The sequence below is a fragment of the Spirosoma horti genome (assembly GCF_054776595.1).
The window spans coordinates 647113-665542 of the sequence record NZ_BAAHBQ010000003.1; the positions used below are offsets into that span (position 1 = coordinate 647113).

The 18430-nt window shown below is 50.3% G+C and carries 16 protein-coding genes; 10 read left to right on the forward strand and 6 right to left on the reverse strand.

The window, feature by feature from the left end:
- Positions 1–30 precede the first annotated feature (30 nt).
- From ACYVAM_RS10465 to ACYVAM_RS10475, 3 genes are read right to left on the reverse strand one after another with little or no spacing between them, the layout of a single operon-like run.
- Entirely contained in the window at positions 31–1641 is a 1611-nt protein-coding gene (locus tag ACYVAM_RS10465; RefSeq protein WP_461066621.1) for a PepSY-associated TM helix domain-containing protein, read from the reverse strand.
- 7 nt (positions 1642–1648) lie between these two features.
- Positions 1649–1930, reverse strand: coding sequence for a hypothetical protein (locus ACYVAM_RS10470; RefSeq protein ID WP_461066623.1), 282 nt, complete (start codon positions 1928–1930; stop codon positions 1649–1651).
- Positions 1930–2232: a hypothetical protein gene (locus tag ACYVAM_RS10475; RefSeq protein WP_461066625.1), complete on the reverse strand. Its 303-nt coding sequence runs from the start codon at positions 2230–2232 to the stop codon at positions 1930–1932. Before ACYVAM_RS10475 ends, ACYVAM_RS10470 begins: the two co-directional genes overlap by 1 nt.
- Before the next feature lie 82 nt (positions 2233–2314).
- Here ACYVAM_RS10475 and ACYVAM_RS10480 point away from each other — a divergent pair, with 82 nt between their 5' ends.
- The 3 genes from ACYVAM_RS10480 (at position 2315) to ACYVAM_RS10490 (ending at position 6739) form a co-directional block, all read left to right on the forward strand.
- On the forward strand, positions 2315–4639 hold the full coding sequence (locus ACYVAM_RS10480; protein WP_461066627.1) for a TonB-dependent receptor: 2325 nt from the start codon (positions 2315–2317) through the stop codon (positions 4637–4639).
- Positions 4640–4645: 6 nt separating this feature from the next.
- On the forward strand, positions 4646–5956 hold the full coding sequence (locus ACYVAM_RS10485; protein WP_461066628.1) for a hypothetical protein: 1311 nt from the start codon (positions 4646–4648) through the stop codon (positions 5954–5956).
- Between the two features lie 255 nt (positions 5957–6211).
- A complete protein-coding gene (locus ACYVAM_RS10490) occupies positions 6212–6739 on the forward strand; it encodes an ABC transporter permease (protein WP_461066630.1) in 528 nt (175 codons plus the stop codon).
- A 5-nt stretch (positions 6740–6744) separates the two neighbouring features.
- On the opposite strand, the gene ACYVAM_RS10495 is transcribed toward ACYVAM_RS10490, so the two are convergent.
- Together ACYVAM_RS10495 and ACYVAM_RS10500 are read right to left on the reverse strand one after the other, a co-directional pair.
- A complete protein-coding gene (locus ACYVAM_RS10495; RefSeq protein ID WP_461066632.1) occupies positions 6745–7143 on the reverse strand; it encodes a hypothetical protein in 399 nt (132 codons plus the stop codon).
- A 91-nt stretch (positions 7144–7234) separates the two neighbouring features.
- Positions 7235–8170: a sugar phosphate isomerase/epimerase family protein gene (locus tag ACYVAM_RS10500; protein WP_461066634.1), complete on the reverse strand. Its 936-nt coding sequence runs from the start codon at positions 8168–8170 to the stop codon at positions 7235–7237.
- 205 nt (positions 8171–8375) lie between these two features.
- Between ACYVAM_RS10500 and ACYVAM_RS10505 the strand changes: the two genes are divergently transcribed.
- Together ACYVAM_RS10505 and ACYVAM_RS10510 are read left to right on the forward strand one after the other, a co-directional pair.
- Entirely contained in the window at positions 8376–9839 is a 1464-nt protein-coding gene (locus ACYVAM_RS10505; RefSeq protein ID WP_461066636.1) for a Gfo/Idh/MocA family protein, read from the forward strand.
- 95 nt (positions 9840–9934) lie between these two features.
- Positions 9935–10627 (forward strand): hypothetical protein, encoded by a 693-nt coding sequence (locus tag ACYVAM_RS10510; protein ID WP_461066638.1) that lies wholly within the window; start codon positions 9935–9937, stop codon positions 10625–10627.
- A gap of 5 nt (positions 10628–10632) precedes the next feature.
- Here ACYVAM_RS10510 and ACYVAM_RS10515 read toward each other — a convergent pair whose 3' ends face one another.
- Positions 10633–11160: an RNA polymerase sigma factor gene (locus ACYVAM_RS10515; protein ID WP_461066640.1), complete on the reverse strand. Its 528-nt coding sequence runs from the start codon at positions 11158–11160 to the stop codon at positions 10633–10635.
- Positions 11161–11389: 229 nt separating this feature from the next.
- Between ACYVAM_RS10515 and ACYVAM_RS10520 the strand changes: the two genes are divergently transcribed.
- The 5 genes from ACYVAM_RS10520 to ACYVAM_RS10540 all read left to right on the forward strand — a co-directional run bounded on the left by ACYVAM_RS10520 (position 11390) and on the right by ACYVAM_RS10540 (position 18423).
- Positions 11390–11695, forward strand: coding sequence for a (2Fe-2S) ferredoxin domain-containing protein (locus tag ACYVAM_RS10520; protein WP_460938179.1), 306 nt, complete (start codon positions 11390–11392; stop codon positions 11693–11695).
- Between the two features lie 88 nt (positions 11696–11783).
- Positions 11784–12473, forward strand: coding sequence for a YjjG family noncanonical pyrimidine nucleotidase (locus ACYVAM_RS10525; RefSeq protein WP_461066642.1), 690 nt, complete (start codon positions 11784–11786; stop codon positions 12471–12473).
- 10 nt (positions 12474–12483) lie between these two features.
- Positions 12484–13275 carry a 3-hydroxyacyl-CoA dehydrogenase gene (locus ACYVAM_RS10530; RefSeq protein WP_461066644.1) on the forward strand — a complete coding sequence of 264 codons (792 nt, stop codon included), beginning with the start codon at positions 12484–12486 and terminating at the stop codon, positions 13273–13275.
- 266 nt (positions 13276–13541) lie between these two features.
- Entirely contained in the window at positions 13542–16787 is a 3246-nt protein-coding gene (locus tag ACYVAM_RS10535; protein ID WP_461066646.1) for a SusC/RagA family TonB-linked outer membrane protein, read from the forward strand.
- A gap of 37 nt (positions 16788–16824) precedes the next feature.
- Positions 16825–18423 (forward strand): SusD/RagB family nutrient-binding outer membrane lipoprotein, encoded by a 1599-nt coding sequence (locus ACYVAM_RS10540; RefSeq protein ID WP_461066648.1) that lies wholly within the window; start codon positions 16825–16827, stop codon positions 18421–18423.
- Positions 18424–18430: the final 7 nt, after the last annotated feature.

Consider the following 18430-nt stretch of genomic DNA (forward strand, 5'->3'; position numbering starts at 1 on the left):
GCACAGATACGCAGGAACCAGCCTACTGGCTTATTGAGCCGTAACGTGCGTAGCTTTCTTCATGGATATAGCCTTGGAAGAAACGTTTGCGGTTTTCTTTTGGGCGATGCCGTAAAGAATAATCGTAATTATGCCCACTGATAGCCAGAACAGATCGGTTCCTAACACATACGTTTTCCCTGCACTCATGGAATGCCAAAGCCAGTCATGGGTCTGAATACCATTCACAATTGGAACGCACAAGGAAAAGAGGCCACCCAATAATAGAAAAAGTTGCGTCAATCTTGGTTCTTTATTGATAAAGACCCCGATGCCAATAAACCCGATCCAGGAGAAGAAGAAAATGGTGTTGACCAGGGTTGAATGAGAGCCCGATTGGCCGGGCACGACCAATTCAGAAATAAACAGAAGGGGGACGGCCGGAAATAAGCCCAGACAAATAGCCATGTACCAGATTGTGACCCGGTGATGAAATCGTTTTTGCTGGTCGGTATAATTTTTCTTGTTCCGGGCTTCTTTCCATAAAAGAACACCACTGATTATGACAAAACATGTAAACAGGGCCAGTATAAAATAAATACCCTTCAGCAATAAACCGCCAAATCGGGCAAAATGCAGGCGGGCAATTCCATCGACAACCGACTCAACGTACTTCTTATTCCCGGGAATAACCTCAACGGCTTTTTTACCCTTTTTCATGTACATAGAAACGAGGCCATCGCCCGTAAATAATTGTCTGTCAACGATCCTGGCCGTTAGTAGGGCATCTTCCCGATTCAGATTCCCAATCTCGATATACGTAATAGCATAACCCGGATAATCAGCCTTAATGTTGGCTACAACAGTCGATATTGATTTATTTTCCGTTGTATTCGGTGATTTTTCGCTCAGCGTAATGCCTTCGTTGGGGCGAATCATGGCAAATACTTTTTGCTGATCACCGCCGTATAACACCAGCACAGCCGGAAGAAGAATCAACAAAGTCAATAAATAAAATGCGCCTGTAACGGCATACATCAGCTGAAAAGGCAAACCGATCAGGCCAAAAACGGTGTGCGCATTTGTCCAGAATTGCTTTCTGGCGCCTTTCAGCGAAAACCCGTAGAACTTGGTCACTATATTCCGCCAGTGGATCAAGACGCCCGTCACGCTGGCGAACAGAAAAAACAGGGCGACAAATCCTGCAATCCAACGCCCGGCATAAGGCAACTGATCCAGGAAATGAAGTCGGTAGAGCGTCTCGCCGACGGTCGTGATGTACGGATAATTACGCTGTAATGTTCCGGAAACAGGGTTATACAGAAACGAAATGAACTCAGATTTCCCCTTGGGCTTGGTAAGTGTTCCGTAAACGGACAGGAGTGGCTTTTCTTCGCTCGGGAGACTGAACCGTATTTCTTTATGAATGTCAAATTCTGGATACTGACGAACAACCTTCTCGATTACGGCCTCATAATCAATAGATTCCACTAATTGAATCCGAGCTTTAGGGTTTTCCCACTGGTAAAACTCGTCTTTGAAAAGCGTAAAAGCCCCGGCAAAGAAAATGATGTATAACGCTACACTGATGACAATGCCAGATACCGTATGCGTATGGAACATGATGTTATAAGTGCGGCTACCTAATCCATTTAATTTCATGGCTGTTTTATCGGACGAAATAGATGATCACTGAAAAAATAAGGCTGCTCAACAAATAAATTCCCCAAATTTTCCAGCCGTTTCGAGCCAGGAAAGCCAGAATGATCAGCCCCACCCAGAGCAGAAAAAACGAGAAGGTCGATGACAATAGAATTTGTTCGCGGAAGGGCGGCATCACCGCTAACAGCAAGTGAAGTGCCGCCGTCAGGACATAACCGCCGATAATCCCGGCGGAAATCTTCAAGGCTCTCTGGCCGGGTGTTGCGAGGTACTCGGTTTTAGCTGGCATCAGGAAAACAGGTCAATCAGTACCAAACCATGAACCAGCATCAGCAGGCTATAAAAATAACCCTTGCCCAAAACCGCAGCGAATTGAATGAGCATCAGGACCAGACTGAGCGCACACAGCGCCAGCAGCAACCCACTCACCCAGCCTTCAGCCCGCACCAATAACCCGGTTGCCACCAGGAAAAGAGTGAGCCCCAGCCACGATGACCACAATGCGTTGACTTTATAGAGCCCGGCCGGAAAATACTTGGACTGGCAATAGTACAAATAAGCGCCAATCAGGAAGAGGTAGACAGAGAGCATAAAAATATATTTTCACAAAGTTGTGTTTATTTAGATTAAATACAAATAGTTTTGTGCGAAATATCTCATTCGCTCCTAATCAATGAATTTGAAGCATTCTGTACTGCTGCTATTCCTCATTTTACCAGGAATCTATGCCCAAGCCCAACATGTTAGGGTACATGGCACCGTAATCGATGAAGCGGGTAACCCCCTGTCATCCGTAACCGTCTATTTGAAAAATACAAAGTCTACTACATTGAGCGATAGCGTAGGCAACTTTTTACTGACCAATGTCGCTCCCGGAAAATTCACCCTGATCATTAGTCATGTGGGGTTTAGCCAGGTGGAAAAAGAGCTTGATCTGAAAAGAAGCATTACCCTGGAAACCATTGTGCTGACCAGCGCAGTGAAGAATCTGGAGGAGGTAGCAGTCCGGGCCGAAAAGCAAACAACACTTCAGGAAACCAAACCCATTACCATCAGCAGCATCCAAATCAAAGATGTCGTTGCGCAGAATGTATTGCTAACGGATGTCGTGGATCGATTGTCGGGCGTGCGAATTCGTCGATCAAGTTCATTGGGCGATGCATCGGATATTTCAATCAATGGTATTCGGGGTACTGCGGTTCGGGTATACATCAATGGGTTGCCTATGGAATTTGTCTACCCCCGATTCGATATATCAACCCTGCCCATCGGCAACGTCAAACGCATCGATGTGTACAAAGGCGTTTTGCCGGTCGAAGTAGGCACCGATGCAATGGGGGGCGGTATCAACCTGATTACCGAACAGAAAACGTATAACTCCCTGCGTGCTTCGTACAACGTTGGCTCGTTCAACACGCACCTGGCCGATTTTGCGCTGGGTCTGGCTAACTCGAAAAACTATTTTATCACTGTATCAGGGGCTTACAACCATTCGGATAATGATTACAAAATGAATGCGCTGGTTTTCGAGAAAAACAAAATCGAGCAGGTCAGGCGCTTTCACGACAAATACCAAATGTCTTTCGGGGGCCTTACGGTTGGCGCACACAGCAAACCCTGGGCCGACCAAATTGCCCTGACACTCAACTTATCGGGTGGTTATAAAGAACTCATGAACGGAGCACGCGTGACGAATACCGCCATTGGCGAGGCTATCTACAAGGCGAGCAATCTCTCGTCGACGTTGACCTACGAGAAGGCATTGCTGCACGAAAAAGTCCAGTTCAGCACTGTCACCAACTACAGCCACGAGCACATCAATTACGTCGACACTACCCGGAACGTATACAGCTGGAGTGGTGCGATTGTGGGCCGGAGAAGCTATCCGGGCGAATACAATTATACCTATTCTGACACGTATACCGACAGTTGGGTCAACCGAAGTACGTTGTCGATGGCCCTGTCGGCCAATCATAAACTGCTGATTTCTAACTTATATGCCAGGCAAAAGATGACGGGCGCGAATTACCTCGAACAGCCCGCCAGCGATTACCTGCGTATTCCTCAATACCTGACTAAAAACATTGCGGGTCTGCAATACGAAGGTCGATTTAACAAACTTACGTTCACCACGGCGATAAAACGGTTTGACTTTAACCTGGATGGAGCAGAAAATCTCACGCTTAAACCCGTCACTAAAAAAGGCGGGTTCTGGGGATGGAACGCTGGATTGAAGTACGCTATCAATTCGGGTCTATTTGTACGGACGTCCTTCGAAAGAGGCTACCTGATTCCCCAGTTTAATCAGTTTGTAGGCAACGGAGCCGATATTCTGCGGAATACCGACCTGATCCCCGAAAGCAGCGACAATCTGAATCTGGGCGTAACCATAGACCGGGCCGTTTCCCCAACATTCCGGATTTCGAGTGCCCTCAACGGATTTTATCGGAAGCAGCGCGATGTCATCTTTCTGGGAAACACGATTTTCAGACGCTACGAAAATGCCGACGAAGTACGGACGGTCGGTGTCGAAGGTGACGTTGTACTGACCTACAAAAACGCCTTCTCCCTCAAGACGAATGTTACGTTCATGCGGAAGAATTTCACGAAAGTTCAGGGTACGGAGAACCAGTTCCTGGTCGGTGCTGCGTTTCCGAACAACCCCAATTTCTTCGCCAATACCGAGTTTTCGTGGCAAAGAAACAACCTGTTCAACGGCAACGATCAGTTTAGAGCCTACCTGTTTTACAATTACATCGCCACCTTCAATTATATCCAGGTGGGCAAAGACAATAGCCCTGACAAGACGCCTTCGGCCTACGTGCCGGTGCAGAACCGGGTAGATGCCGGTGTCTCCTACAAGCTTACGAAGAGCGGACTAACCACGTCGCTCAACGTCCTGAACCTCCTCAATGCCGAACTGTTCGACAACTTTTTAGTACCCCGGGCGGGCACCAGCTTCAACGTTAAAGTCATCTATGAAATCGCTAATTTTTAACTAGTCATGAGAAAAACCCATTTGCTACTCTCCCTGTGTCTTGCCGGAGCACTCCTTTCCTGCAAAAAAAGCGAAACTGATACGCCCGTTGCCGATGCTAAGTATCAGGAAGAAGGCTATGTAATGGCCTCCATTTCGCAGACCTCGGCCGCGAATACCTATTATGTGGGCTATTTCCCTACCCTCCCATCAGGCAACCTCGACCTGACGACAAAATCGAGTTACGCCAATTTTTTCCCCAGTGCAGTCTGGAAAAACTATTTCTATGGTCAGCCGCTCGTTTCCGATAAAAAATTATCTAAACTAGGTATCGTGAAAGCAACCGGTGCTGTTGAAGAAGTGGCCAGTATTCCCCTGGTCGACTTCATAAACAGAGTTATTATTATCAACGACCAGTTGGGCGTATACTCTACAGGGGGGAATCGGGCTCTGTTTATGTTCAATCCAACAACGATGGAAAGTCTCGGGCAGATCGACATGACGTCGGCTCAGAATTTCCCGGCCAACGAGACGAATATATATGCTAACCTCACCTATCGGGCTAGCGACAATCGGCTATTTGCTGCGCTGTTTACGAACAGTTCTAAAACCGGCCAATATTATGATGCCCAGAATGTGTATGTGGAGGTCATCAACCTGACTACCAAAAAATGGGAGAAGACCGCGATTTATGAACAAGCTACGTACCCGTTTACACGGGGTTCCGAAAACGGAATTGTTGACGAAGCGGGTAATGTATACATCATGACGCAGGGTCAATATGGTCTCGATGGCCAGCTTGGTCCGAATGGCGCCAAACGATCTAAACCGCAGATCCTGAAAATACCGGCCGGGAGTACTGAGTTCGATAAGTCATACAGTTTCAACCCGATCGATGCCGCCGGGTTACCTGCCCTTATGTTTCAATTGATGCTGGGCGGTGTTTATGACGCCAATGGAATCGCTTATGTCTGCTTATCCGGTCAGCAGGATTCAGCAAGATTGTTGGAATTGATTTCCAAACTGGCGACGAATACAATTACGGCTACCGAATACCAGGAACTGTCTAACCTGGCCTTTTACGATGCCAACCAGCGTTGGGCCAAGCTGGATCTGAATGCCAAAACAGCGACGTTTATTCAGGATATGCCTCTAACTGCCGGGTACGCCTACCCTATAACGTACAAGTACGATGGCAAAATCTACATGCCCATTTATAACAGTACGTTAAAACAGAATGGGATCTATAGGTATGACCCGACCACGAGCAAGGCCACTCAAATCAATTCCTTAACGGCTGGTGGTTTGATAACCCACTTTTATAAACTGACAAAATAAGGCCTTCTATGAATAGAAGGCCTTAACAGGGCTACCGCCGAGTTAGATTAATCCAACTACAATCCTTCCCTTGCGGCTATAGGGCGTTGTTTTGACTTGGGCATTGAACCGGAGTCAGTATACCCAACTGGTTAGACAAGACAGCAAATAAAGAGCGGTTTCAGCAAACGGGCATGAGCAATTAGTGCAAGGACTCTATCGGTAGAAATACAGCTGACGTGTATTTTTACAGCTTAACGATACCCATTTGTTGCCATGAACCGTTTCTTTATTTGCTTTCTGTTTTTAACAACCCTCTATTTCCCACTTTTTGGCCAGCAGGCCTATGATGTTGAACCCGGCAAGCCTGCTCAGCTAAACGGAATCGACTATGGTTTCGAGATCAGAAATGAACGCCGTATCGACATCAGTGGCGAGTCGTTTATGCGTTACGAATTGACCATTTATGCAACCAATAAGAGCAGCTGCACAAAAATAATGTTTCCGAAACAGGCGCTTTTAGGGCAGGATGACCAAAACGAACTGGCCAACTTCGATTGCCTGAACGCCACCGGAAAACGGCTGACGTCTAAAAATGGCAAGGTCATGGCCCGTCCCTTTGTGGTGCCTTACCGCCAGCGGGTTAAAACCGCCGAAGGAAAAGAAGTAGTGACGACCACCAACATTCAGGCTGGCCACATGCTGCGCAACGGCGAAACGGTTAATAACTCGTTCATCGTAATCGTTCCCAATGGTGAGAAGCCCGTTATGAAGGTTCGTATAATAGATATTCCTGACTTATAGCAGCCTTACCGGGTCGCCTGCCAGGTACCACTATCCTGCCCATCGCCTGATTTCCAGGTTCCTTTCAGCGTTGCATTTGCATAGTTGCCCGTAAAGCTCACCTCGTCGCCATCGGTGGCATAACTGGCCTTCAGCTGTCCGTTTTGCCAGCTAATGGTTTTCAAATCCGTTGGATACCGGTTGCCATCGTCGGCCAGCATAATGACCTGCCCGGTCAGTTTTTTGTTACTGTCCTGATTGATGACCAGTTCAAATTTTCCGTTTGATGACCCATCGAACGTTCCGGCCCATTTGCCCGCGATACTCGTTAACGAATCGCTGGTTGCAGTTGAGCTTTGAGCATTTGCTGCCCGAAACGTAATGGCGACTAAGGCAATAGCGGCTACTAAAATTTTGATCGTCATGGCTTAAGGGATTTATCGGTTTATTGCATAATTCAGGTAGAAAGAGGCAACTTCATCCGGAATGTTGCACGAGCTCCATACCCCCTGTTTCTCAGGCCAGCGGAATATGGCTTTCGGTTGCTTTCCGGATCACAAACTGGCGGGCTTCATCGTATTCTTCGGCGGTGCGCAAATGCTCCAGCATCAGCGGGACTTCCTGTTTCAGAGACGTCACGTTGCGGAGATAAGCTGCGTAATCCAAATTTCCCCGGCCCGGCATGGTTTCCATAAAATGACCATCTTTGGGCGCAATATCTTTGGCATGTGCCGACACGATCCAGCGGCCTAATTTCCGAAAAACCTCATCCATCAGGGCGGCATTGCTAAAAAAGCGCGTCGGACTATTGATGATATTGGCCATGTCGACATGCGCCCCAAAGGCGGGCCGGTCGATGGCTTTTATGAATTTAAGGTACGAGTCAGGGCCGTCGGGCAAACTCCAGCCCATCATTTCGAGCGCAAACTTGGCCTGTTTGGGCTTTACCGCATCGATTACCTTTCGGCAGTTTTCGACCGTCGCATCAAAATAATCATGGCTAAGATCCCGCGCATCGGGACCATCCCAGTGCTTGGGATTGTATGAACCACCAATATTGACGCAAACCCTGGCGCCAACGGCTTCGGCCAGCGCCAGCCGATCCGTTACATAGGCCAGATTCTTACGGCGCTTTTCAGCATCCTGATCCAGCATATTGACCCAGGCACCCACTTCGGCGATGAGCACATTCTGGTCGGCAAACGCTTTGCGAATAGCCGCAAGTTTGACGGTATCGGTCAGGTCAACGGCCGGAACATAGGCCGCACTGTACTGCAACCGTCGGTGTTCACGGGCGAGTTCGTTGGGGTCATCACTTTTCAGGAAAATTGGCCCACCCAACCGGAGCGGCTGTTGCAGCACCTTTCTGAATGATGCATTGGGTGTACCAATAGCACTACCGGCCAAAATGGCCGACGACTGTAAAAAACGGCGACGGGAAATGGAATTCATACGGATGGATGGACAAATCAGGCTCCTCTAAAAGACAAAAATCAGCTCACTTACTTATGGCCTGGCAAGCGATACCAACGGCAGTCCCGTGAAAAATAATACGTTGAAAAGAAGCGAATTCGTCAATTTGTATAAAATACACGTTGCCGGGTAAAACTCACGGATGCAGCGCTTTGTACTGTATACTCGCAAACGCGCATTTCTTATGCAAGCCAATAGACGAACCTTTATAAAAAGCTTGTCGGCCGCTTCGGCAGTCATCGCTACGGAAGGTATTGCCAAGCCATTTGGTGCCCCAGCTTACATTCCCAATCTGATGAAAATTAGCCCGAACGACAAGATTCGCATTGCCACCATTGGCATGGGCATCCAGGGCAACTTCGACACGCAGGCCGCCCTGCGTAATCCTGACGTGGAACTGGTTGGTGTGGCCGACTTGTACAACGGCCGGCTCGAACACGCCAAAACGGCTTATGGGAAAGATAAGGATCTGTTTACAACCCGCGACTACCGCGAAGTGCTGGCCCGCCCCGATGTCGACGCCGTGCTCGTTGTCACACCGGATCACTGGCACGATCACATCACGATTGCGGCCCTCAACGCCGGAAAGCACGTGTATTGCGAGAAGCCGATGGTGCAGCACCTGAACGAAGGAAAAGCCGTTATCAATGCCTGGAAAAAATCGGGCAAGACGATGCAGGTAGGTAGCCAGCGGATCAGCAGCGCGTCGTTCAAGGAAGCCAAGCGACTGGTCGAAGCGGGTGACATTGGCCAGATCAACTATATCGAATCCAACAACGACCGATTCAACGCCATTGGCGCCTGGCAATACTCCATTCCACCCGATGCGTCGACTCAAACCCTCGACTGGGATCGGTTTCTGGGCGATGCGCCCAAGCGACCCTTTGATGAAAAACGGTTTTTCCGGTGGAGAAACTACAAAGACTACGGCACGGGCGTAGCGGGTGATCTGTTCATTCACCTGATTACCGGCGTCCATTTTGTGACGAACACAATGGGCCCAACGCGCATCTACTCGTCGGGAAACCTGGCCTATTGGAAAGATGGCCGCGATGTACCCGATATTATGGCCTGCATCATGGATTATCCAAAAACGGATCAGCACGAAGCCTTCCAGATGGTGCTGCGGGTCAACTTTGCCAATGCCGGCAAGATCAACGATGTCACCCGGATCATTGGAAACGAAGGGCAGATCGAGTTTTCGGAAAACAACCTGATCATGACCAAAAAGAAACTTCCTGTGGCACCGGGCTATGGCGGCTACGACAGTTTCTTTACGTTCACGGAACCGGTTCAGCAGGAGTTTGCCAAGAAATATGATGCCACTTATCCGCCCGACACCCGCAAGTCGGAACCGGTGAAGGAAGTGAAATTTGAAGCACCCAAGAATGACGACGCCCACGCCAAACACTTCGGCGACTTTTTCGAAAATATCCGCAAGGGCAGTCAGGGAACGGTAGAAGATCCCGTCTTTGGTTTCCGGGCAGCTGCGCCGGTTTTGGCCTGCAACGAGAGCTATTTCGAGCAAAAAGTGGTGCATTGGGACCCCGTTACCATGACGCAGCAAAACCCAACCACCAAGTCAGGAACGACACCGACAAAAAAGAAAACGATGGCTTCGGCAAAAGCATCATCGAAAAAATCATAATACGGCAAGAGTAGTACTCCATCGAAATCGTCCGTTTTTGGCAGGCGATTTCGATGGTTTTTTGTTGAATTGACTATTCCATCAATTCCTCCGTAATGCAAGTAAAAAAACCATCCTCCATACCCACCTCGAAGGGCTTTTTCTGGCGTACGGCTTTAGTCGCTTTTTTACTCTGGATCACAATCGATGTGTTTGTACCGCGCCAGCACAGCATCCGACAATTCGACGCCAGGGAAGTTGCCCGGCTGGAAACAGCTATGTGGCGCTCCTATTATGATAAGAATCCAGCGCTGTTGTTCTGGCAGTTGGCTGGTGGCTTACGGCAACAGTTTCATGCGCCTTTCTGGCGATCATTCGGCCTGGCCTTTTTAGCCACCAAAGCCGCTTTTGTTTTCAAAAAGGGCCATTCCCGAGCCGATTACCAGCAGGCGATGCCTGACCTGATCACCTATTATGAAGCCATTCAGAAACTGACCGTAGAACGTTTCGATGTGCGGAAGGTGGCAGCTTTGGAGTTAGACTGGTGGATTGTTCATCGCCAGCGGGATCGCTATTCCTACGCTGATCTCGCCGTTGCGCTGGAGAAAACGTCGGCGGCCCTGTATAATCAGCCCGTTTCCTCGTTCGCTACCTATGCCACCCTGCGGGCAAATGCCATGCGCCTGTGCGACGAAACCGGACACACGCCCGGTGGCACGACGGAAACGGGTTGGCAGGAAATTGAACGGGAGCTGGACCGCGCCTGGAGTACCTTGCATACTGTTGTCCGTCCGACTAACGAAAGCTAACTGATCTATCGCTGCAAGCGTACTTGCTGCATAGCCAGACGCATCTGTTGGCGAGCTGTTTCAACCGGCAGGCCAATGCTCTGGGCAGCTTCTTCGGGCGTGCATTTTTTGAACAGCACAGCGTCTAGTAACTCTTTCAATTGGGAATCGGTCGAGTCGGTGCAGAAACTGCCTGCCGGGGCGGTACGATTGGAGGAGAGCCTAACGTTACCGGTAGACGTCAATTGAAAGGCGGGAGATGGCACTTTATTGCGCGCCTGCAGCGCATCAGCTATCGTTTTGCGGGTAAGGCCTAACAACCAAGTAAATACGGGCTGCTTATCGGGCCGAAATGTACTTAGCTCCGCATGAACCGTTACGAATGTCTTCTCCAGCAACGCTGCAGCTTCTTCTTCATTCAGAACCGTTTTGGTAATAACTCCGAACAGGGCGGGAGCATACCGATCATACAGGGTGTTAAAATTGAGGTTATTTATTGTGGTCTGCCCATTGGGCAAGTCGAGTTCCTGGGGCATATCTGTTACACGACTCATAAATAAGTAATACTGGCTTTCCCGTAAAGTAGGCGGAGGCTGACTACCTGCTTATCAGACAATAGATCCTGCAGGTTACGTATATACATACACAACAACGCATTGTTTACTGTTTAGTTAAGAAATTTTTTTTTCGGTAGTTAATCACAGTGATACATGAATCTGTCTTGGCAAAGAAATGGCCGTTGCCGGGGTTCTTGTTACCTTTGGGTATTGATTCAAAAAACTTATGAAATACAAAAAGCACGTTTTTATTTGCAACAACCAGAAAGCCGCCCCCAAAAAGTCGTGTGGCGAAGCCCATGGAAATGAACTAGTCGATGCGTTCAAGGCAGCCCTGGCCGAACGTGGTCTGTTGAAAGAAATGCGCGCTCAGCGCACTGGCTGTCTCGATGCCTGTGCCTTCGGGCCAGCCCTGGTCGTTTATCCAGAAGGCACTTATTACGGCAATGTTCAGTTGTCGGATGTTGCCGAAATCGTCGATAGCCACCTGGTGAATGACCAACCCGTAGAACGACTTGTGCTCAATGTCTAGTGCTTTCGGTGTATGGGTTACGGTAGTGGTTGCGGGCAAACGCATGGCTCCACCGACACCGTAACCCATACGCAGTAACTCCATTACCATGTACAAACACCTCTTTTTCGACCTCGATCATACGCTTTGGGACTTTGACCGCAATTCGTCCGAGTGTATTGCCGAGCTGTTCGAAACGCATCGGCTGGCCGATCTGGGCATTGCTTCAGCGGCCGAATTCAGCCGACATTTCATTACGATAAACAAGCAGCTTTGGGCCGATTATGACAAAAACCTGATCGAGCATGGCTACATTCGAAAGCACCGATTCCCGATGGTCTTTCGGGCGCTGGGCGTCGACGAGTCAGCTGTTAAAATCGATCTGAATGCTGAATATCTGCGGATGTTGCCGGGCAAGCCTCATCTGCTGGACTCAGCGAAAGAGTTGCTGGATTACCTCCATGGACGCTATACCATGCACATCATCACAAACGGGTTCGCCGAAATTCAGGCAGTAAAGATGAGTAGCTCCGACATTGCCCACTATTTTACGCATGTTGTTACGAGCGAAAATGCCAATGCCAAAAAGCCCGATCCGCTCGTTTTTCAATATGCTATGGAAATAAGCGGTACGACGGCGGCAGACAGCCTGATGATCGGCGATAATTACGAAGCTGACATTATGGGTGCGAAAGGCGTGGGCTTGGACAATGTTTTTTACAACCCCGAAAATCAGCCCGTTAGTGACCCGCCAACCTACGATATCCGCCATTTGAAGGAGCTGATGGCCATTTTATAATTGATAGTCTATGCAACTGACGAACGCAACGGCCCTTGTTACCGGAGGAGCTTCGGGACTTGGCGAGGCAACAACACGCCTGCTGGCAGCCAGCGGAGCCAATGTGGTTATTCTGGACCTGAACGAAACCCAGGGAAATGCGCTGGCGGAGGAGCTGGGCCCAACAGTCCGATTCCATAAAACCAACGTAACCGACGAAGCCGATGTGCAGGCCGCCATTAACCTGGCCATCGAAACATTCGGGAGTTTACAGATCGCCATTAACTGTGCGGGGATAGCCGAAGCCCGAAAAACGCTCGGCAAGGTCGATGGTGTGTACGGCGCGCACTCCCTGTCGGTCTTCCAGAAAGTGATTTCCATCAACCTGATCGGCACCTTCAACGTTATTCGGCTGGCGGCTTTGGCCATGGAAAAAAATGAGCCCAGTGGCAGCGACGGATTCGAAGGCGAACGGGGCGTCATTATTAATACGGCTTCGGTAGCGGCCTACGACGGGCAAATGGGGCAAGCCGCCTACGCGGCATCCAAAGGGGGCATTGTGGGCATGACGCTCCCCATTGCCCGCGATCTGGCCCGTTCCGGAATCCGGGTGATGACCATTGCACCGGGCCTTTTTGAAACACCGTTACTCGCCAGTCTACCCGAAGAAGCCCGGCTGTCCCTGGGTCAGCAAGTGCCCTTCCCCTCCCGGCTTGGTCGGCCAGCGGAGTATGCGCTGCTGGCGAAAAGTATTATCGAAAATCCCATGCTGAACGGCGAAGTAATTCGACTGGATGGCGCGATTCGGATGGGCCCGAAATAAGGGAATTTAAGTTACTGATACAAAAGCCGCCGGGAGACTCCCGGCGGCTTTTGTGCGTCAATGGCTATCGTCTCTGACCTACCCCGCCAAAGGCATTACCAATTACTTATAACGACCATTATAGTAAATAAAAAATATTATATGTAACTATATTAATTATGTAGAATTTTATTCTGCATTACTACCAATAGCTAAAATATAATAATTTATAATTGCACTTTAATCTCTACAATCGCTTTTCTCATAGTACTTTCCTCTATACTTGCATGAAAGAACGTTTATTTGCTCTTCTGTTTTTACTTCCTTTTCTTTCTTTTGGTCAGCAACGCATTGTTCGGGGTAAGGTAAGCGATGCCGCCGGAAAGGAATCGTTGCCTGGTACAACGGTAACGGTGAAAGGTGGGACGGTTGGAACGGTCACCGATGCACAGGGAACTTATCAGCTACCCATTACTGACAAATCGACGACACTTGTTTTCTCATCGGTTGGCTTTCAGCTCAAGGAAGTCGTTGTCGGAAACCAGGAAGTTATCAACGTGGCGCTGGATGCCGACACCAAGCAACTCAGCGAAGTGGTGGTTACCGCTGCCGGTATCAAACGGGACAAAAATGCCCTGGGCTATTCCGTTAGTACGCTGGATGCCAACAAATTAGCCCAACGATCTGAACCCGATCCGCTTCGAGCGCTGACGGGTAAAGTGGCTGGTGTAAATGTACAGGGCTCGGGCGGAGCAGCCGGAGGAGCCACAAATATTACCATTCGGGGAAACTCGTCGCTGGGTAACAACAACCAGCCGCTGTTCGTAGTCGACGGTGTGCCCTTTGATAACTCCAGCTTCGGCGGCACCGATGGCTCCGTTGGCGGATCGACCATTACTAACCGGGCTTTTGACCTGGACCCGAACAATATTCTGACCATGACCGTCCTGAAAGGGGCCGCAGCAGCCGCTCTCTATGGCTCACGAGCGGCCAACGGGGCCATTATCGTGACCACAAAGGCCGGAAAAAGCCAGAGCAAAAAAGGGCTTGAAATTACTTATAGCACCGGCTACTCCACGGAGACCGTTGCCGGACTGCCCGACTACCAGACCAAATATGGCCAGGGAACAAATTTCGATTACCGGAGTGGCGTCTTTGGTTCCTGGGGTCCGCCTTACGCTGGATACACGAGCCTGATTCCAACCAGGGCAACGATCCCGCATCCACTGACGACCAACAACCGGTATCCATCGACGGTATTTCCGCAGTTTTATCAGGCCGATGGCATTACGCCCATTCAGGTTCCGTATCAGTCCTACGCCCAATCCAACGCCAAAGACTTCTTCCGCACGGGCAACGTTTTCGAAAACGCGCTGTCGGTATCGAACGCCAGTTCAAAAGGCAACTTTACGGTTGGTCTGTCACGCACGGGAAACCAGGGCGTTGTACCCGAAAACCAAATTACCCGTACGGGCGTGAACATCGGCGGAAACGCTCAATTGGACAACAAATTCTACGTGAGTGGGTCGTTGAACTACGTCAATACGAACCAGGTTTCCCCCCAGGTATCAGCAGCCAACGGCAGCGGCAGTTCCATCCTGGACATTCTGATGTTCGTGCCGACCAGCTACGACCTGACCGGTTTTCCCAATACAAACCCGCTGAATGGCAACAACGTGTATGACCGGGTTGGAACAGACAACCCCTACTGGTCGGTGGTGAACAGCCCCACTACCAGCAAGGTGGATCGGTACTACGGGAACGTCGTGGTTGGGGTGGATCCGCTTCCATGGCTAAACGTTCAGAATACCGTTGGGTTCAATGCCTATACGGATCGGCGCACAGTGGTCAATGGTAAAGGGGGCGATTATTTCCCCAACGGAAACATCACCACCGACAACATCTACCGCCAGGAGCTGGACAACACGTTGCTGCTGACGGCGACCAAACCCATATCAGAAAACATCGGGCTGAAAGTGATTCTGGGGAATAACGTTAACCAACGGCTCACCGAACGCCAGGTTGTGTTTGGCGATGGCATCATTTTTCGGGGCATCAACTCGCTGAATAACACCAGCGTTACCATTCCGCGTGTGCTACCCAACAACCGAAATAACTTTAAACAGCGGTATTTTGCGTTCTTCACCGACATTTCGCTGGACTACAAAAACTTCGCGTTTTTGAACCTGGTTGCCCGCAACGATGTCTCCTCTACCCTACCGGCCAGCAACCGCAGCTACCTGTATGGGGGCGCCAGTGCGTCCCTGATTTTTACCGAAGCGCTCAAGCTATCTAAAGGTGTGCTGTCGTTCGGTAAAATTCGGGCGGGCTACACGCGGGTAGGTAACGAGGCCACGCCTTACCAGACCCAAACGGTTTATATCGCCAACCCCGTGTTAGGTGCGGGTTCTACAACAGGAGCCATTTCGTCGCCGTTTCTTGGCCAGAGTACCTTAAGCGAATCCGATCTGCTTGCCAACGCCAGTCTGAAACCGGAATTTATCACTGAACTGGAGTTGGGAACGGAACTGCAGTTTTTCAACAACAGGATCGGTCTGGACATTACGTACTACCACAAACTTAGCACATCGCAGATTTTTACGGTCAATGCCGTTCCCTCGTCGGGTTACACGCAAAAGGTAATCAACCTCGGCCGCTCCTCCAATGAGGGTATCGAAATTGGCCTGAATGCCTCGCCGGTAAAACTCAAAAACGGATTTAGCTGGGATATTTCCTCAGCCTTTACCCTCAACCGGAACATCGTTCTGGACATCGGTACGCTCAAGGAACTGCCGTATGGCGGCTTCTCCGATTTAGGAAGCGTTCACATTGCCGGGCAGCCGTATGGCCAGATCCGCGGATCGACCTATGCGAAAGACGAAGTCGGTAACGTTCTGGTGAATCCCAACACGGGCAAACCCATTCTGAGCGGCAAAACCTCCGCCATTGGCAACCCCAATCCCGATTTCATTCTGGGAATCACCAATACCTTCAGCTACAAAGGCATTACGCTCAGTGCGCTGTTCGACTGGAAGAAGGGGGGCGATATGTATTCCTTTACGGCCTACGAACTGTTGAGCCGGGGCGTCACCAAAGATACTGAAGAACGGGAAGCCATTCTGGTCGGGCCCGGCGTGCTGGGCGATGTCAATACGCTGAAACCTCTTCTGGATGGCGAAGGCCGGAAAATTCCGAACAACATCGGCATCGGCGTTGCGGATTATTATTTCACCGGTGGCTTTGGACCGGGTGGCGCGGGCGAAACAAACATCTTCGACGCCACCGTTTTCCGGCTTCGCGAGGTTTCGCTGGGCTACCAGTTCCCTAAGAAATGGCTCTCGAAAACCCCGTTTGGCTCGGCGTTTCTGTCCTTCAGCGGCCGTAACCTGTGGTATCTGGCTCCCAATTTCCCCAAGCACCTGAACTTCGACCCGGAGGTCAGTTCGCTGGGCGCGGGTAATTCGCAGGGCTTCGATTTCATCGGTATTCCCACAACGCGCCGACTCGGTGCCAATCTCCGGTTTAGCTTCTGATCAGTCTCCATCAATTCCACTCGAACGAACTTATTTTATGCGCTTTGTAGTCCATATACGACGTCTTTCTTTGGTGGGCCTGCTGTTTATTGGCTGGTCATGCAAAGACTTTGTTGATATCAACGCCGATCCGAACAATCCAGTAACACCGACCCTGGAGTTACTACTGCCCGCCACTCAGGTGTCTATGACGGGTAGCCTGCGTGATGTGAATCAGGGTACTTCCATTCTAATGCAGCAGTTGTACTCCAGCAACACGAGTCGCAACTTTCAGGACGGTAGCGATTATCAGCAATCCTGGAATGCCCTGTATACGCAGGTCCTGAACGACATCGAAATCATTATTCGGGAAGGCACCCGCCTGCAACGGTGGGATTACGTTGCCATTGCCAAGCTGGAAAAAGCCTATATCTACAGCCTGATGGTCGACCTGTGGGGCGACATTCCCTACACGGATGCCTCGAAGGGCAACGGTGTTTCTGACCCGGCCTTCGAAAGCGGATCAGCGATTTACGATAAGCTGTTCCTGCTGATCGACGACGGTCTGGCCGATGCTGCCAAGGGTAACTTTGCCATTCAGCCAACCACCGCCGACATTATTTACAAGGGTGACAAAGCGGCCTGGATCCGCATGGGCAATACGCTGAAACTGAAACTATTCAACCAGATCCGGCTCGTTCAACCCGACAAGGCAAAAGCAGGCATCAGCGCCTTACTCAGCGCCAACGCTCCTCTGATTACCAGCAACGCACAGGATTTTTCCTTTCGCTTCGGCACCACCGAAACTCCGGCCAACCGCCATCCCTGGCACCGGACCGAATACCAGGCGGGTAAAAGCTATTACCTGAGTCAGGGATTCATTGAGCGGCTGTTCAACACCGACGATCCCCGGATTCGGTACTACTTCTACCGCCAGACATCGAACTACACGGTTGGTTTCACACCAACCGGAAATGGCTACTTTGGCCGCTACACAGGCGATGCCAGTGCATCGCCCAACGATAACGCCCTGAAAGCCACGGTAGGCATTTATCCGGCGGGTGGTTTATATGACAACAGCCCAATTAACAACGTGCCCGCCACGAATGTCTTCATAACCAACACGGGAGCAACTTCGGCACCCAAAGTCGTTACGAACTCAGACGGTACCGGTGCAGGCGTGTTTCCGTTTATGACCAACGCCATGGTGAAGTTCATTCTGGCCGAAGCGGCCCTCACGCTGGGTACGACCGGAGACGCCCGACAATTTTTTCAGGATGGCATCACGGCGCATCTGAACAGCGTCAATACGATCTCCACAACGTCGGGCAATTCGGCACCGCCCATGGCAACCGCTACGATCAGTGCGTTTGTTGCCAACCGGGTGGCTCAATACGATGCGGCCGATGCGGCCGGGAAACTAAGCGCCGTGATGACCCAAAAATACATTGCTCTGTACGGCAATGGCATCGAATCGTATACAGATTACCGTCGGACGGGCTTACCCGTATTACCGGCGCCCATTGCGCCCCTGAACACGTTTCCTATGCGACTGGCCTACTCCATTACGGAATTAGCAACGAACGCGACCATATCGGACAAAGCCGACCAACTACAGACCGCCCAACAAACGACACCTGTTTTCTGGGATAAATAACCTGACA

Excerpts from the sequence above, each read along its gene's own strand:
- ACYVAM_RS10465 (WP_461066621.1), bottom strand. The coding sequence starts at position 1,641 with ATGAAATTAAATGGATTAGGTAGCCGCACTTATAACATCATGTTCCAT.
- ACYVAM_RS10470 (WP_461066623.1), bottom strand. The coding sequence starts at position 1,930 with ATGCCAGCTAAAACCGAGTACCTCGCAACACCCGGCCAGAGAGCCTTG.
- ACYVAM_RS10475 (WP_461066625.1), bottom strand. The coding sequence starts at position 2,232 with ATGCTCTCTGTCTACCTCTTCCTGATTGGCGCTTATTTGTACTATTGC.
- ACYVAM_RS10480 (WP_461066627.1), top strand. The coding sequence starts at position 2,315 with ATGAATTTGAAGCATTCTGTACTGCTGCTATTCCTCATTTTACCAGGA.
- ACYVAM_RS10485 (WP_461066628.1), top strand. The coding sequence starts at position 4,646 with ATGAGAAAAACCCATTTGCTACTCTCCCTGTGTCTTGCCGGAGCACTC.
- ACYVAM_RS10490 (WP_461066630.1), top strand. The coding sequence starts at position 6,212 with ATGAACCGTTTCTTTATTTGCTTTCTGTTTTTAACAACCCTCTATTTC.
- ACYVAM_RS10495 (WP_461066632.1), bottom strand. The coding sequence starts at position 7,143 with ATGACGATCAAAATTTTAGTAGCCGCTATTGCCTTAGTCGCCATTACG.
- ACYVAM_RS10500 (WP_461066634.1), bottom strand. The coding sequence starts at position 8,170 with ATGAATTCCATTTCCCGTCGCCGTTTTTTACAGTCGTCGGCCATTTTG.
- ACYVAM_RS10505 (WP_461066636.1), top strand. The coding sequence starts at position 8,376 with ATGCAAGCCAATAGACGAACCTTTATAAAAAGCTTGTCGGCCGCTTCG.
- ACYVAM_RS10510 (WP_461066638.1), top strand. The coding sequence starts at position 9,935 with ATGCAAGTAAAAAAACCATCCTCCATACCCACCTCGAAGGGCTTTTTC.
- ACYVAM_RS10515 (WP_461066640.1), bottom strand. The coding sequence starts at position 11,160 with ATGAGTCGTGTAACAGATATGCCCCAGGAACTCGACTTGCCCAATGGG.
- ACYVAM_RS10520 (WP_460938179.1), top strand. The coding sequence starts at position 11,390 with ATGAAATACAAAAAGCACGTTTTTATTTGCAACAACCAGAAAGCCGCC.
- ACYVAM_RS10525 (WP_461066642.1), top strand. The coding sequence starts at position 11,784 with ATGTACAAACACCTCTTTTTCGACCTCGATCATACGCTTTGGGACTTT.
- ACYVAM_RS10530 (WP_461066644.1), top strand. The coding sequence starts at position 12,484 with ATGCAACTGACGAACGCAACGGCCCTTGTTACCGGAGGAGCTTCGGGA.
- ACYVAM_RS10535 (WP_461066646.1), top strand. The coding sequence starts at position 13,542 with ATGAAAGAACGTTTATTTGCTCTTCTGTTTTTACTTCCTTTTCTTTCT.
- ACYVAM_RS10540 (WP_461066648.1), top strand. The coding sequence starts at position 16,825 with ATGCGCTTTGTAGTCCATATACGACGTCTTTCTTTGGTGGGCCTGCTG.